The sequence below is a fragment of the Streptomyces sp. NPDC051677 genome, from assembly GCF_044453465.1.
Taxonomy (GTDB): Bacteria; Actinomycetota; Actinomycetes; order Streptomycetales; family Streptomycetaceae; genus Streptomyces.
This window is the reverse complement of sequence record NZ_JBITCT010000015.1, coordinates 26,616-41,949: the sequence shown is the minus strand read 5'-3', so window position 1 is coordinate 41,949 and position 15,334 is coordinate 26,616. Positions and strand designations below refer to the sequence as shown.

The following is a 15,334-nucleotide window of genomic DNA, read 5'->3' as shown; positions in this document are numbered from 1 at the left end:
TCACCCCATCGGATGACACCACGATGACACCACCGGCATTCTGACGAGTCGTCAGCCGACCAGGTTGTCGGCGAGCTCCTCGCTGAGGTTGGCATCCGTTCCCGGGATGCCGAGGTCGGAGGCGCGCTTGTCGGCCATCGCCAGCAGGCGGCGGATCCGGCCGGCGACCGCGTCCTTCGTCAGCGGCGGGTCGGCGAGCGCGCCCAGCTCCTCCAGGGAGGCCTGCTTGTGGTCCATGCGCAGCCGGCCGGCCGCCGCGAGATGCTCAGGCACCTCCTCGCCGAGGATCTCCAGGGCGCGCTGGACGCGGGCCCCGGCGGCGACGGCCGCGCGGGCGGAGCGGCGCAGGTTGGCGTCGTCGAAGTTGGCGAGCCGGTTCGCCGTGGCCCGCACCTCGCGGCGCATCCGGCGCTCCTCCCAGGCCAGCACCGACTCGTGTGCGCCGAGCCGGGTGAGCAGCGCCCCGATCGCGTCGCCGTCGCGGACGACGACCCGGTCGACCCCGCGCACCTCGCGGGCCTTCGCGGCGATGGAGAGCCGACGGGCGGCGCCGACCAGCGCGAGCGCGGCCTCCGGGCCCGGGCAGGTCACCTCCAGGGAGGAGGAGCGGCCGGGCTCGGTGAGCGAGCCGTGCGCCAGGAAGGCGCCCCGCCAGGCCGCCTCCGCGTCACAGGTCGCGCCGGAGACCACCTGCGGGGGCAGGCCCCGGATCGGACGGCCGCGGCCGTCCACGAGCCCCGTCTGCCGGGCCAGCTGGTCGCCGCCCGCGACCACGCGCACGACATAGCGCGAGCCGCGGCGCAGACCGCCCGGAGCCATCACGATCAGCTCCGAGCTGTGGCCGAAGATCTCCAGGATGTCTCGCTTGAGCCGCCGGGCCGCCATCGCGGTGTCCAGCTCCGCCTCGATCACGATGCGCCCGCTCACCAGGTGGAGGCCGCCGGCGAACCGCAGAATGGCGGAGACCTCCGCCTTTCTGCAGCAGGTCCGGGTGACGGGGAGCCGGGAGATCTCGTCCTTCACCGCTGCCGTCATCGCCATGGGCCGATCCTTCCATGCATCCGAAAAATACGGTCGTACGCGGCGGCCAACAGCTCCGGGTCATGCCTCGGGGTTCCGTCGGGCCGGGCCACCGGCGCCAGCTCGACCGCGGCCCCGAACCGTTTGGCGGCGTCGGTCAGCGAGTCGCGGTCGGGCGCGGCTGCCTCGTCGGCCAGCACCACGTCCAGGGCGAGTTTAGGGGCGTGTCGTCCCAAAACCTCCAAATGACGCTGCGGGGAGAAGCCGTCGGTTTCTCCCGGTTGCGGGGCGAGGTTCAACGAGAGCACCCGGCGCGCCTTCGTCTCCATGAGGGCGTCCAGCAGGTCGGGCACCAGCAGGTGCGGCATGACCGAGGAGAACCAGGAGCCGGGCCCGAGCACCACCCAGTCCGCGTCCAGGACGGCGGCGACGGCCTCGGGGACGGCCGGCGGGTCGTTCGGCACCAGGTGGACGGACTGCACCTCGCCGCGCGTCAGCGCCACGGTCGCCTGTCCCCGGACGGTGTCGATGTCGTCCGGCCGGTCCGGGTCGTGCCCCTTGACCAGCGCCTGGAGCTCCAGCGGCACGGCGGACATGGGCAGCACCCGTCCCTGCGCGCCGAGCAGCTTGCCCACCAGATCCAGGGCCTGGACGTGGTCGCCGAGCTGTTCCCACAGCGCGACGATCAGCAGGTTGCCGACCGCGTGGCCGTTGATCTCGCCCTGCGACTGGAAGCGGTGCTGGATGACCCGGGCCCAGGTCTGGCCCCAGTCGTCGTCGCCGCACAGGGCGGCCAGCGCCTTGCGCAGGTCGCCGGGCGGCAGCACGCCCAGCTCGTCGCGCAGGCGTCCGCTGGAGCCGCCGTCGTCGGCCACCGTGACCACGCCGGTGAGGTCGCCGGTGATCCGGCGCAGTGCGGTGAGCGAGGCGGACAGGCCCATGCCGCCGCCGAGGGCGACGACCTTGGGCTGGGTGCCGCGGCGGCGCGGTTTGCCGCCGCGGGCCTCGACCGGCCGGCCCGCGCGCCCCTCGGGGGCGACCCTGCGCAGCCGGCCGAGCCGCGGAGTACGTCCTGTCATTCCCGTCCCATGTCCCGGTGTACGACCACCGTCTCCACGCCCTCGGCCGCGAGGCGCGCGGCGAGCTTCTCCGACATGGCCACCGAGCGGTGCTTGCCGCCCGTACAGCCGACCGCGATGGTCACATAACGCTTGCCCTCTCGACGGTAGCCCGCGGCAACCAGCTGGAGGAGCTCCGCGTACCGGTCGAGGAACTCCTTCGCGCCGGGCTGGTTGAGGACGTACGTCGCGACCTCCTCGTTGAGGCCGGTGTAGGGGCGCAGCTCCGGCACCCAGTGAGGGTTGGGCAGGAACCGCATGTCCACGACCAGGTCGGCGTCGACCGGCAGGCCGTACTTGAAGCCGAAGGACATGACGGTGGCCCGCAGTTCGGGCTCCTCCTCGCCCGCGAACTGGGCGTCCATCTTGGCGCGCAGCTCGTGCACGTTGAGGCTGGAGGTGTCGATCACCAGGTCCGCGTCGCCGCGCAGCTCGCGCAGCAGCTCGCGCTCGGCGTCGATGCCGTCGACGATGCGGCCGTCGCCCTGCAGGGGGTGCGGGCGGCGCACGGACTCGAAGCGGCGCACCAGGGCGTCGTCGGAGGACTCCAGGAAGACGATCCGCCGTGTGACGTTCCTCGACTCCAGGTCGGCGAGGGACTCGCGGAGGTTGTCGAAGAAGCGCCGGCCGCGGACGTCGACGACGACCGCGATCCGCGCCACGTTGCCCTGGGAGCGGGCGCCCAGCTCCACCATGGTGGGGATCAGGGCGGGCGGGAGGTTGTCGACGACGAACCAGCCGAGGTCCTCCAGACACTTGGCCGCCGTCGAGCGGCCGGCCCCGGACATGCCGGAGATGATCACCAGCTCGGGGATGGCCGCCTCGGGGATCCCTGGTGGGGTGACGTCCGTACTCACCTGTGCTCCGTCTTCCTGGCGTGCTTCCTGCTGGGGGCTGTCGGGGCCCGCAGGGGTCTGTTCTCGCCGGTCTGTGGGGTGGGTCTCGTGCTCGGTCATGTCTCCTGCCCCCGTCGTTCTTCCGGGGCGCCCGCCGTCACGGGGTCTCCGGGGGAACCCGTCGTGGTGCCGGGTTCCTCATCATCAATGATCTCTCCGGTCGCCGTGTTCACGGCGGGGGCGGGCGGTGCCGCCTGGGCGAGGGCCACGGCGATGGTCTCGGCCGTCTTGCGGCCTATGCCGGGGACCTCGCAGATCTGCTCGATCGTCGCGGCGCGGAGCCTCTTCACCGAGCCGAAGTGCTTGATCAGCGCCTGCTTGCGCGCCTCGCCGAGCCCCGGCACCTCGTCCAGCGGACCAGCGCGGAAGCGCTTGGCCCGCTTGGTGCGCTGATAGGTGATCGCGAAGCGGTGGGCCTCGTCCCGGACGCGCTGGAGCAGGTAGAGGCCCTCGCTGCTGCGGGGCAGGACGACCGGGTCGTCGTCGTCCGGCAGCCAGACCTCCTCCAGCCGCTTGGCGAGGCCGCAGACGGCGATGTCGTCGATACCGAGCTCGTCCAGCGCCCGCTTGGCGGCCGCGACCTGCGGCTGTCCGCCGTCGACGACGACGAGCTGGGGCGGGTAGGCGAAGCGCTTGGGGCGGCCCTCCTCGTCCTTCAGGCCCTGGCCGAGGTCGCCGTCCGGCTCCTCGTCGACCCATTCGCCCGTCCGCTCCTTCTCCGCGAGGTAGCGCCGGAAGCGGCGGGTGATCACCTCGTGCATGGAGCGGACGTCGTCCTGGCCCTCGAAGCCCTTGATCTGGAAGCGGCGGTACTCGCTCTTGCGCTGCAGACCGTCCTCGAAGACGACCATGGAGGCCACGACGTCGTCCCCCTGGAGGTGGGAGATGTCGTAGCACTCGATGCGCAGCGGGGCGCTGTCCAGGTCGAGGGCCTCGGCGATCTCCTCCAGGGCACGCGAGCGCGTGGTCAGGTCGGAGGCCCGCTTCGTCTTGTGCAGGACGAGCGCCTGCTGTGCGTTGCGCTCGACGGTCTCCATGAGGGCCTTCTTGTCGCCCCGCTGCGGGATGCGCAGCGACACGTTGGACCCGCGCCGCCCGGTGAGCCACTCCTGCACGGGTTCGACCGGCTCGGGCAGGGCGGGGACCAGAACCTCCTTGGGGACGGAGTCGCCCGTCTCCTCGCCGTACAACTGCTGGAGGGCGTGCTCGACGAGGGCGCCGGTCGTGACGTCCTCGACCTTGTCGGTGACCCAGCCGCGCTGGCCGCGCACCCGTCCGCCGCGGACGTGGAAGATCTGGACGGCCGCCTCCAGCTCGTCCTCGGCGACCGCGATCAGGTCCGCGTCGGTCGCGTCCGCGAGCACGACCGCGTTCTTCTCCATGGCCTTCTTCAGCGCCTCGATGTCGTCGCGCAGGCGGGCGGCCCGCTCGTACTCCATCTCCTCGGCCGCCTCCATCATCTGCTTCTCCAGACGGCGGAGGTAGGCGCCGGTGCGGCCGGCCATGAAGTCGCAGAACTCGTCGGCGAGTTCCCAGTGCTCGTCGGCCGGGATCCGGCCCACGCAGGGCGCGGAGCACTTGCCGATGTAGCCGAGCAGACAGGGCCGGCCGGTGCGGGCGGCGTTCTTGAAGACGCCGGCGGAGCAGGTGCGCACGGGGAAGACGCGCAGCAGCAGGTCGACGGTGTCCCGGATCGCCCACGCGTGCGCGTACGGCCCGAAGTACCTGACGCCCTTCTTCTTGTGGCCGCGCATCACCTGCACGCGCGGGAACTGCTCGTTCATCGTGACCGCGAGGTACGGGTAGCTCTTGTCGTCGCGGTACTTGACGTTGAACCGGGGGTCGTACTCCTTGATCCAGGAGTACTCCAGCTGCAGCGCCTCGACCTCCGTGGACACCACCGTCCACTCCACCGACGCGGCCGTGGTGACCATCGTGCGGGTGCGCGGGTGCAGGCCCGCCACGTCCTGGAAGTAGTTCGCCAGGCGCTGGCGCAGGCTCTTCGCCTTTCCGACGTAGATCACCCGGCGGTGCTCGTCGCGGAATCGGTACACCCCCGGTGAGTCCGGGATCTGTCCCGGCTTGGGGCGGTAGCTGGAGGGGTCGGCCATGTCTCACACCCTACTGGCGCGGGGTGACACTCCGGTGGGGCTGTGGACAACGGTCGGGGTGTCCGGCGGGGCTGTGGACGAGCGGGGCGCAGGAGGGGCGGCCCCGGGAGCGCCGACTCGGCCACGTGCACGTGCCACTCGGGCAACAGGTGTTGTCGGGACTTGGTCAACACGCTTCAATGCGGGGGAGCTCGGGGCCCTGAAGGCCGCCCTACGGATGTGAAGGAGTTCCGGCGACGCAGGCAAGGCCCCGACCCCCCACGCGCACGGTCCGACCAGCCGTCGTGAGCATTCACAGAAAGGCCCCTGCATGCCGCACGCCACACAGCACGCGGACGCCGCCGTCGACACCGCCGCCGCGGCGGAACTTCAGACGGCCCTGCGGGGCGGCCCCTTCCACGTGGCGCTGCGCGCCGCGATCGCCGCCCGTGGACTGCCGCTGCAGCGCGTCCAGCACCATCTGTCGCGTTACGGGGTCAAGGTGGGCGTGACGAGCCTGAGCTACTGGCAGCAGGGCGCCCGGCGGCCGCAGCGCCCCGAGTCGCTGCGGGCCGTCCGGGCGCTGGAGGAGATCCTGCAACTGCCGGACGAGTCCCTGATCCGGCTGCTCGCGGAGCCCGACGGCGCGGGCGGCAGTGCGGCGGCCGGGCAGTCCGCGGGCCGCACCTACCGTTCGCTCCTGGAGGCCTCCGGCATCCTCGAACAGCTGCTCGGCGAACTGGAGTGCCCCGTCGACGGCGGGCTGCACACCCTGGGCCATCACGAACGGGTCCGCATCGGGGCGCGCCGCGAGCTCCTGGGGCGCGAGTCGCAGCACATCGTGCGCGCGCACCGCGACGGCGTCGACCGCTTCGTGGCCGTCCACCACGGCGACCCCGGATGCACCCCGGAGCGGATGACGGTCCACGCCCTGGAGAACTGCCGGGCCGGCCGCGTCCGCCGCCACCACGACACCGGCGTGCTCGTGGCCGAGCTCCTCTTCGACACCCGCCTACGCGCCGGCGACACCTTCCTCTTCCGCTACGGCGTCGAGGACGGCACCGCCGGCGCATCCCGCGAATACGTCCGCGGCTTCGGCTCGGCGGGCGGCCAGTACGCCCTGCAGATCCGCTTCGACGAGCACGCCCTGCCGGTGCGCTGCCACCGGTTCACCCAGCACTCGGCGGCGGCGCCGCGCAGCGGCCGCCAGGAACTGCCGTTCAGCGGCCGGCACCGCTCGGTGCACCTCGTCGAGCCGCGGGTGCGCTCGGGCATGGTGGGCATCGGCTGGGACTGGGAGTGAACGGCGGCTCGGCCGCCCGTTCGGGCGCTCGCGCGCGTATGCGCCCGCGTTTACGCGCGCCTTCGAATGGGATAGCTTCCCGGCCGGAAGGGCAGTGACGGGCCGCGAGGTCCGAGGGGCGGGAAGGGCGCGATGCCGACCATGGCCGACGTCGCGCGGCACGCGGGAGTCCGCGGGGCGACCGCGTCGTACGCGCTGGACGACGCCCGATGACCATCGCTCCTCCGCGCACCCTGCGCACGCTGCCCGAGCGCGGCCTGTCCAGGCCTGAGGACACCGTGCCGTGCCGTTGTGCGGCGACCGGCCGGCCCGAACTCGTGGGGCTCGCCCGCACCGTCGTCCCTCGCATGTGCAGCCAGAGAACCCGAAAGGAACCGTCCTGTGATCGTCGTCGCCGGTGAGGCCCTGATCGACCTGGTACCGCAGGGCACGGGCGCCCTCGCGGGACTGCAGCCGGCGCTCGGCGGCGGCCCCTACAACACGGCCGTCGCACTGGGCCGCCTCGGCTCCCCCACGGCCTTCTGCTCCCGCACCTCGCGGGACGCCTTCGGCGAGGCGCTGCTCGGCAGACTGCGGGAATCGGGCGTGGACCTGTCCTCGGTGCAACGCGGTACGGAGCCGACCACGCTCGCCGTGGCCACGATCGACGGGAACGGCTCGGCCGCCTACTCCTTCTACGTCGACGGCACCGCCGACCGGCTGTTCTCGATGCCGGCCACGCTCCCCGCGGGGACGCGCGCGGTGTCCTTCGGCACCTGCTCGCTCATCCTGGAGCCGGGTGCGAGCGCGTACGAGGAGTTGCTGCGGGCCGCCGCGGCACAGGGCCTGTTCACCGCCCTCGACCCGAACATCCGCCCCGGGCTGATCCCCGACGCCGACGGCTACCGGGCCCGCTTCAAGAGCTGGCTGCCCTCGGTGTCCCTGCTCAAGCTCTCCGAAGAGGACGCCGTGTGGCTGGGCGGCACCCCGCGCGAGTGGTTGTCCGCCGGTCCCTCGGCCGTGGTGATCACCCAGGGCGGGGACGGACTGACCGCCTTCACCCAGAGCGGCGCCGTGTACTCGGCGCCGGGTGAGGAGGTGGAGGTGGTGGACACCATCGGCGCCGGGGACACCGTGAACGCGGCCCTGTTGCACGGTCTTTCGGCGCGGGACGCCCTGTCCCCGGCGGCCCTCGCGGGGCTGGGCGCCGACGGCTGGGAGCAGTTGCTGCGGTTCGCCGCACGCGCGGCGGCGATCACCTGCTCCCGGGCCGGAGCGGAACCGCCGTACGCCTCCGAACTGGGCGACTTCTAGAGGCTGTTGGCACGGCAGGGGGCATCGTCGCTCAGGTGATCGGTCCGGCGAAGGGACAACGGGCGGCGCCCCGCGGGGAGTTCCCGCGGGGCGCCGTGTCTCTCGCGCGGTTCGTCAGGCCTTGCGGGCCCGTGTCGTCTTCTTCGCGGAGGTCGCCTTCGTCGTCGCCCCGGCGGCCTTCTTGGTCGCCGTGTCGTTCGCCGTGGACGTCTTGGCGGTCGCCGTCTTCCGCGTCGTGGTCCGGGCCGCGACCGTCTTCTTCGCCGCCGTCCTGCGCGGGGCCTTCACCTGGGCGGCGTCGCTGATCCGGTCGGCGCCGAGGACCTCCCGCAGGAACTTGCCGGTGTGGCTGGTCGGCACCCCGGCGACCTCCTCGGGCGTGCCCTCGGCGATCACGAGACCGCCGCCGGCGCCGCCCTCGGGGCCCATGTCGACGACCCAGTCGGCGGTCTTGATCACGTCGAGGTTGTGCTCGATGACGATGACCGTGTTGCCCTTGTCGACGAGGCCGGCGAGGACCGTCAGGAGCTTGCTGATGTCCTCGAAGTGCAGACCCGTCGTCGGCTCGTCCAGGACGTAGACCGTGCGGCCGGTGGAACGGCGCTGGAGTTCGCTGGCGAGCTTCACGCGCTGGGCCTCACCGCCGGACAGCGTGGTCGCGGACTGGCCGAGCCGGACGTAGCCGAGGCCGACGTCCTTCAGGGTGTTGAGGTGGCGGGCGATCGCGGGGACCGCCTCGAAGAAGTCCGTCGCCTCCTCGATCGGCATGTTCAGGACGTCGGCGATGGACTTGCCCTTGTAGTGGACCTCCAGGGTCTCCCGGTTGTAGCGGGCGCCGTGGCAGACCTCGCACGGGACGTAGACGTCCGGGAGGAAGTTCATCTCGATCTTGATCGTGCCGTCGCCCGCGCAGTTCTCGCAGCGGCCGCCCTTGACGTTGAAGGAGAAGCGGCCGGGCAGATAGCCGCGGACCTTCGCCTCGGTCGTCTCCGCGAACAGCTTGCGGACGTGGTCGAAGACGCCCGTGTAGGTGGCCGGGTTGGAGCGCGGGGTGCGGCCGATGGGCGACTGGTCGACGTGCACGACCTTGTCGACGAGGTCGTCGCCGTCCACGCGCGTGTGCCGCCCGGGAACGTTCCTCGCGCCGTTCAGCTCGCGGGCCAGGTGCGTGTACAGGATGTCGTTGACCAGCGTGGACTTGCCGGAGCCGGAGACGCCGGTGACCGCGGTGAACACACCCAGCGGGAAGGACACGTCGATGTCCTGCAGGTTGTTCTCGCGGGCGCCGTGCACGGTGAGCCTGCGGGAGGGGTCCTGCGGGCGCCGGATGTCGGGCACCGGGATCGCCTTCTTGCCGGACAGGTACTGCCCGGTCTGCGACTCGGCGTTGGCCAGCAGCTCCTTCAGGGAGCCGCTGTGCACGACCTTGCCGCCGTGCTCGCCGGCGCCGGGGCCGATGTCGACGATCCAGTCGGCGACCTTGATGGTGTCCTCGTCGTGCTCGACGACGATGAGCGTGTTGCCCATGTCGCGCAGCCGGACGAGGGTCTCGATCAGCCGGTGGTTGTCGCGCTGGTGCAGGCCGATGGACGGCTCGTCGAGGACGTAGAGGACGCCGACGAGGCCGGAGCCGATCTGGGTGGCCAGGCGGATGCGCTGGGCCTCGCCGCCGGAGAGCGTGCCGGCCGCGCGGTTGAGGGAGAGGTAGTCCAGGCCGACGTCGACCAGGAACCGCAGCCGCTCGTTGACCTCCTTCAGGACGCGCTCGGCGATCTTCTTGTCGCGGGCGTTGAGCTTCAGCTCGCCCAGGAAGTCCGCGCAGTCGCTGATCGACATCCCGGAGACCTCGGCGATGGACTTGTCCATGATCGTGACGGCGAGGACCAGTGGCTTGAGGCGCGTGCCCTCGCAGGTGGGGCAGGGCACCTCGCGCATATAGCCCTCGAAGCGCTCACGGCTGGCGTCGCTCTCGGCCTCGCTGTGCCGGCGCTTCACGAACGGGACGGCGCCCTCGAAGGGCGTGGTGTACACCCGCTCGCGGCCGTACCTGTTGCGGTACCGGACCTCGATCTGCGTCTTGTGGCCGTACAGCAGGGCCTTCTTGGCGCGCTGCGGCAGGCCCGCGAAGGGGATGTCCGTACGGAACCCGAGGGCGTCCGCGAGGGCGCCGATCAGGCGGCCGAAGTAATCCTTGGTGTGGCCGTGCGACCAGGGGTGGATGGCGCCCTCGTCGAGGGACTTGTCCTCGTCCGGGACGATCAGCTCGGCGTCGACCTCCATGCGCGTGCCGATGCCGGTGCACTCGGGGCAGGCGCCGAAGGGCGAGTTGAAGGAGAAGGAGCGGGGCTCGAGCTCCTCGAAGGACAGGTCGTCGTACGGGCAGTACAGGTGCTCCGAGTACATGCGCTCGCGCTCGGGATCGCCCTCGGGGAGGTCGACGAAGTCGAGCACGACCATCCCGCCGGAGAGGCCGAGCGCGGTCTCCACCGAGTCGGTGAGGCGGCGCTTGGCCGTGTCCTTCACCGTGAGGCGGTCGATGACCACCTCGATGGTGTGCTTCTCCTGCTTCTTCAGCGTGGGCGGTTCGGAGAGCTGGACGGTCGTGCCGTCGACCCGCGCGCGGGAGTAGCCCTTGGTCTGGAGGTCGGCGAACAGGTCGACGAACTCGCCCTTGCGCTCGCGCACCAGCGGCGACAGCACCTGGAAGCGGCTGCCCTCCGGCAGCTCCAGCACCTTGTCGACGATGGCCTGCGGCGACTGGCGCGTGATCGGCCGGCTGCACTCGGGACAGTGCGGCTTGCCGATGCGCGCGAAGAGCAGGCGCAGGTAGTCGTAGACCTCGGTGATGGTGCCGACCGTGGAGCGCGGGTTGCGCGAGGTCGACTTCTGGTCGATGGAGACGGCCGGGGAGAGGCCCTCGATGAAGTCGACGTCCGGCTTGTCCATCTGGCCGAGGAACTGGCGGGCGTACGAGGAGAGGGACTCGACGTAGCGCCGCTGGCCCTCGGCGAAGATGGTGTCGAAGGCCAGCGAGGACTTGCCCGACCCCGACAGGCCCGTGAAGACGATGAGCGAGTCGCGTGGCAGGTCGAGCGAGACATTCTTGAGGTTGTGCTCGCGCGCGCCACGGACGATGAGACGGTCGGCCACGCCGGTCCGCACCTTTCTTGAGAGAAGTGACAGGGGCGGGGCCCCCGTCTTTTTCAGACTAGGGGGAGCCACTGACAACGCCGGTCGGGATTCACCGGTTCACAACAATCCCCGGCCTTCCAGCATGCCCGACGCCGCCACCGACCTTATAGCACGTGCATTCGATTTTGGGCCACGGTCCGCCACCTTCACCCAAAGGGGTGGCGAGGCTAGGGTCAGCACCATGATTGATCACGCTCATGACCTGGAGTCTGTACGTGACGCGACCGAGCGACTGCTCACCGCAGTCGCGAAACTGGACAACGCGTCGGTGACCGAGTCGTCACGCCTGCCCGGCTGGAGCCGCGGCCACGTCCTCGCCCACATCGCCCGCAACGCGGACGCCCTCGTGAACGTCCTGGAGGGCCGTCCCATGTACGCCGGCGCGCACGTCCGCGACGCCGACATCGAGCGGGACGCCCCGCGCCCCCTGGGCGTCCAGCTCACGGACGTACGCGAGAGCGCGGCCCGTTTCCAGGCGGCGGGCGCCGCGCCCGCGGACTGGTCACGCACCGTGGAGCTTCGCAACGGGGTCGTCGACTCGGCGGCCCGGGTGCCCTTCCGGCGTTGGGTGGAGGTCGAGCTGCATCATGTGGACCTGGGCATCGGCTACGAGCTGGAGGACCTGCCGGAGGAGTTCACCGGGCGGGAGACCGAGTTCCTCGCGGACCGGTTCACCGGACATCCCGACGTGCCGCCGACGCGCCTGACGGACGGCACGCGCGCGTGGCGCACGGGCCGCGAGGCCGACGAACCCGAGGTGACCGTCACCGGCTCCCCCGCGGACGTCCTGGGCTGGCTGGCCGGGCGCCGCGACGGATCCGCTCTGACCGTGGACGGCGGGCCCCTGCCGGCCCTTCCCCCGCTATAGGCTGCCGTCATGACGTACAGCGGAGAGGTGACGGTCGGCGGCCCGGCGGACGTGCACGAGCTCAAGGACCTCATGATCACCAAGATCGCGGTCGGCCCGATGAACAACAACGCCTATCTGCTGCGCTGCCGGGCCACGGACGAGCAGTTGCTGATCGACGCGGCCAACGACGCCCAGGCCCTGCTGGGCATGATCGGTGACGACGGCATCGCGTCCGTCGTCACCACCCATCAGCACGGCGACCACTGGCAGGCGCTCGCCGAGGTCGTGGCGGCCACGCACGCGCGTACCCACGCCGGCCGGGAGGACGCCGACGGCATCCCCGTGCCGACCGACGTCCCGGTCGACGACGGCGACGTCATCCGGGTGGGACACGTGGAGCTCACCGCGCGCCATCTGGTCGGTCACACGCCCGGCTCGATCGCCCTGGTCTACGACGACCCGCACGGCCATCCCCATGTGTTCACCGGCGACTGTCTCTTCCCCGGCGGCGTGGGCAACACCCGCAAGGATCCGAAGGCGTTCGCGAGCCTGATCCACGACGTCGAGACGAAGATCTTCGACGTGCTGCCGGACGAGACCTGGGTCTATCCGGGCCACGGCGACGACACCACGCTGGGCGCGGAGCGGCCGCATCTTCCGGAGTGGCACGCGCGCGGGTGGTGAGTTCTCCTTTGCACGGGGCGCGCGTTACCCAACGCGCGCCCCGTGTGAATCGTGTGCACGCGCCGGCACCTCGCGCGCGCTCCCCGCACACGTGGTTGCACGGTCAACTGGTGGCAGCCCCGCGCGGGATGACGGCTCCGGCGCGGATGGGCCGCCGGTCCGCTATCCCCGCCCTCGGCCGGCGGCCCCGGCGCACTGCGCGCCCCTGTTCACAAGAACGCAACACCCGTTCCCACCATGCGGACAATTGATGGCGTGACCTGGACAAACAGGGATTTCGCTGCCACTCTCCCGCCATGCATCTCGCCCCCCGTGTTCTGCGCCGCGCCGTAGCCGGCGCCACCGTAGCCCTCCTCGCGACCGCTGTCGGCTGCGCTCCGCAGCCGGAGGAGAAGGCGGCTTCCACGCCGTCCGGTTCGAGCGCGAACACCTGCGCCAAGGGCAAGCTCGCCACCGAGACCTCCGGCAAGCTGACCATCGCCACCGACTCGCCCGCGTACGAGCCGTGGTTCAAGGACGACAAGCCGGCCAACGGCAAGGGCTTCGAGTCGGCCGTGGCCTACGCCGTCGCGGAGCAACTCGGTTACGACAAGAGCGCCGTGGTCTGGCAGAGCGTGCCGTTCAACAGGGCTTTCGCGCCGGGCGAGAAGACCTTCGACTTCGACGTCAACCAGGTGTCGATCAGCGACGAGCGCAAGAAGGCCGTGGACTTCTCCTCCGGCTACTACGACGTCCGCCAGGCCGTCATCGCCCTGAAGGGCTCGAAGGCCGCCAAGGCGACGACCGTCGCGGACCTCAAGGGCCTCAAGCTGGGCGCCCAGGTCGGCACGACCAGCCTGGACTACATCGACGACGTGGTGAAGCCGACGCGGCAGGCCGCCGTCTAAGCCAAGAACGACCAGGCCAAGTCCGCGTTGAAGAACGGCCAGGTCGACGCCGTCGTGGTCGACCTGCCCACCGCGTTCTACATCACCGCCGCCGAGGTGACGGACGCCGAGATCGTCGGCCAGTTCGAGAACCAGGGCGCCGCGCCCGAGCAGTTCGGCCTCGTGCTCGACAAGGGCAGCGCGCTCACCTCCTGCGTCACCGGCGCCGTGGACGCCCTCCGCAAGGACGGCACCCTGGCGAAGCTCGAACAGCAGTGGCTCTCCGACGCCGTCGACGCCCCGGTGCTCAAGTGACGGTCACGAAGGAGGAGTCCGGCCAGGAAGGCTCGGACGACAAGGGCGACATGTCCGGGGGCGGCGCCGGTGACGCGTACGTCCCCTCGCAGCGGCGGCTGGAGCGCGAGCGCTACAAGCGCGCGCGTGCCCGCCGCGCGACGGCGATCGCCGCGCTGTCGACCCTGGTCACGGCTGTCGTCCTCTACCTGGTCGTCGTCGGCGCACCCGGCTGGCCGCGCACCAAGGAGACCTTCTTCAACGGGCAGTACGCGCGCGAGGCGCTGCCCAAGGTCCTCGAAGGGCTGTGGCTGAACGTCCGGCTGCTGCTGATCTGCGGCGCCGCCGTGCTGGTGCTCGGCATGCTCATCGCCGTGGCCCGCACTCTGCGCGGCCCGGTGTTCTTCCCGCTGCGGGTGCTGGCGGCGGCGTACACGGACTTCTTCCGCGGGCTGCCGCTGATCATCAACCTGATGATCGTGGTGCTGGGCGTCCCCGCGCTGCGCCTGCAGGGCGTGACCGTCGACCCGGTGTGGCTCGGCGGTACGGCGCTGACCCTGACGTACTCGGCGTACGTCGCCGAGGTGTTCCGCGCCGGCATCGAGTCCGTGCACCCCTCGCAGCGCGCCGCGGCCCGCTCGCTGGGCCTGAACAACCGGCAGGCGCTGCGCTACGTGGTGCTCCCCCAGGCCGTGCGCCGCCAGGTGCCGCCGCTGCTCAACGACCTGGTGTCCCTGCAGAAGGACACCGGCCTGGTGTCGATCGGCGGCGCGATCGACGCCGTACGCGCGGCGGACATCATCGTGGGCCGCAGCCTGAACTACACGCCGTACATCGTCGCGGGACTGGTCTTCGTGGCCCTGACCATCCCGATGACCCGCTTCACGGACTGGGTGACGGCCCGGATGGACCGTCAGCGGGCCCAGGGAGGAACGACATGAGCGACGCTCCGACGCCTCGGACTCCGGTACCGCCCACTCCGGTGCTGCGGATGGAGTCCGTCCGCAAGACCTTCGGCGGCTCCGTCGTCCTGCGCGACGTCGACCTGGAGGTCGCCCCGCACACGGTGACGGCCCTGATCGGCGCCTCCGGCTCCGGCAAGTCCACACTGCTGCGCTGCGCCAACCTGCTGGAGGACATCGACGACGGCGCGATCTGGCTGGACGGCGAGGAGATCACCGATCCGCGCGTCGACCAGGACGCGGTGCGGCGTCGGATCGGCGTGGTCTTCCAGGCGTACAACCTGTTCCCGCACATGACGGTGCTGGAGAACATCACGCTCGCCCCACGCCGCGTGCACGGCGTCGCCCGTGCGGCGGCCGAGGAACACGCCACGGGGCTCCTGGAGCGGCTCGGGCTGGCCGGGAAGGCGGGCGAGTACCCCGACCGGCTCAGCGGCGGTCAGCAGCAGCGTGTGGCGATCGTGCGCGCCCTCGCCGTGCGTCCCCGGCTGCTGCTGCTCGACGAGATCACCGCGGCCCTCGACCCGGAGCTGGTGGGCGAGGTCCTGAACGTCGTCCGCGACCTGAAGGGCGACGGCATGACGATGGTGCTGGCCACGCACGAGATGGGGTTCGCCCGCGAGGTCGCCGACCAGGTCTGTTTTCTGGACGGAGGCGTCGTGCTGGAGCGGGGCGCCCCCGAGCAGGTCTTCGGCGACCCGCAGCAGGAGCGCACACAGCGCTTCCTGCGGCGGATCGTGGAGGCGGGGCGACTGTAAGGACCGTG

At 71.3% G+C, this 15,334-nt stretch carries 11 protein-coding genes and 1 pseudogene; 7 read left to right on the top strand and 5 right to left on the bottom strand.

Annotated elements, in window-relative coordinates; translation table 11 throughout:
• Positions 1 to 51 precede the first annotated feature (51 nt).
• From whiA to uvrC, 4 genes are read right to left on the bottom strand one after another with little or no spacing between them, the layout of a single operon-like run.
• A complete protein-coding gene (gene whiA, locus ACIBAF_RS19410; RefSeq protein ID WP_399464430.1) occupies positions 52 to 1,041 on the bottom strand; it encodes a DNA-binding protein WhiA in 990 nt (329 codons plus the stop codon).
• Complete coding sequence (gene yvcK / locus ACIBAF_RS19405; protein ID WP_399464429.1) at positions 1,032 to 2,099, bottom strand: uridine diphosphate-N-acetylglucosamine-binding protein YvcK; 1,068 nt, start codon at positions 2,097 to 2,099, stop codon at positions 1,032 to 1,034. The genes whiA and yvcK overlap by 10 nt, the downstream gene beginning before the upstream one ends.
• Entirely contained in the window at positions 2,096 to 3,094 is a 999-nt protein-coding gene (gene rapZ / locus ACIBAF_RS19400) for an RNase adapter RapZ (protein WP_399464428.1), read from the bottom strand. The genes yvcK and rapZ overlap by 4 nt, the downstream gene beginning before the upstream one ends.
• Positions 3,091 to 5,145: an excinuclease ABC subunit UvrC gene (uvrC, locus tag ACIBAF_RS19395; RefSeq protein ID WP_399464427.1), complete on the bottom strand. Its 2,055-nt coding sequence runs from the start codon at positions 5,143 to 5,145 to the stop codon at positions 3,091 to 3,093. The genes rapZ and uvrC overlap by 4 nt, the downstream gene beginning before the upstream one ends.
• 310 nt (positions 5,146 to 5,455) lie before the next feature.
• Here uvrC and ACIBAF_RS19390 point away from each other — a divergent pair, with 310 nt between their 5' ends.
• Positions 5,456 to 6,427 (top strand): hypothetical protein, encoded by a 972-nt coding sequence (locus ACIBAF_RS19390; RefSeq protein ID WP_399464426.1) that lies wholly within the window; start codon positions 5,456 to 5,458, stop codon positions 6,425 to 6,427.
• A gap of 381 nt (positions 6,428 to 6,808) precedes the next feature.
• Positions 6,809 to 7,720, top strand: coding sequence for a carbohydrate kinase (locus tag ACIBAF_RS19385; protein ID WP_399464425.1), 912 nt, complete (start codon positions 6,809 to 6,811; stop codon positions 7,718 to 7,720).
• Between the two features lie 114 nt (positions 7,721 to 7,834).
• Here ACIBAF_RS19385 and uvrA read toward each other — a convergent pair whose 3' ends face one another.
• The gene (gene uvrA / locus ACIBAF_RS19380) at positions 7,835 to 10,870 is read right to left on the bottom strand and encodes an excinuclease ABC subunit UvrA (protein WP_399464424.1); all 3,036 of its coding nucleotides are present in this window, start codon (positions 10,868 to 10,870) and stop codon (positions 7,835 to 7,837) included.
• 223 nt (positions 10,871 to 11,093) lie between these two features.
• On the opposite strand from uvrA, the gene ACIBAF_RS19375 reads away from it, so the two are divergent.
• The 5 genes and pseudogenes from ACIBAF_RS19375 to ACIBAF_RS19355 all read left to right on the top strand — a co-directional run bounded on the left by ACIBAF_RS19375 (position 11,094) and on the right by ACIBAF_RS19355 (position 15,326).
• A complete protein-coding gene (locus ACIBAF_RS19375; protein WP_399464423.1) occupies positions 11,094 to 11,780 on the top strand; it encodes a maleylpyruvate isomerase family mycothiol-dependent enzyme in 687 nt (228 codons plus the stop codon).
• 9 nt (positions 11,781 to 11,789) lie between these two features.
• Complete coding sequence (locus tag ACIBAF_RS19370) at positions 11,790 to 12,446, top strand: MBL fold metallo-hydrolase (RefSeq protein WP_399464422.1); 657 nt, start codon at positions 11,790 to 11,792, stop codon at positions 12,444 to 12,446.
• A 296-nt stretch (positions 12,447 to 12,742) separates the two neighbouring features.
• Positions 12,743 to 13,627 (top strand): annotated as a pseudogene (locus ACIBAF_RS19365) (ABC transporter substrate-binding protein).
• A complete protein-coding gene (locus ACIBAF_RS19360) occupies positions 13,624 to 14,547 on the top strand; it encodes an amino acid ABC transporter permease (protein WP_399464421.1) in 924 nt (307 codons plus the stop codon). The pseudogene ACIBAF_RS19365 and the gene ACIBAF_RS19360 overlap by 4 nt, the downstream one beginning before the upstream one ends.
• Positions 14,544 to 15,326 carry an amino acid ABC transporter ATP-binding protein gene (locus ACIBAF_RS19355; RefSeq protein WP_399464420.1) on the top strand — a complete coding sequence of 261 codons (783 nt, stop codon included), beginning with the start codon at positions 14,544 to 14,546 and terminating at the stop codon, positions 15,324 to 15,326. The genes ACIBAF_RS19360 and ACIBAF_RS19355 overlap by 4 nt, the downstream gene beginning before the upstream one ends.
• Positions 15,327 to 15,334 lie beyond the last annotated feature (8 nt).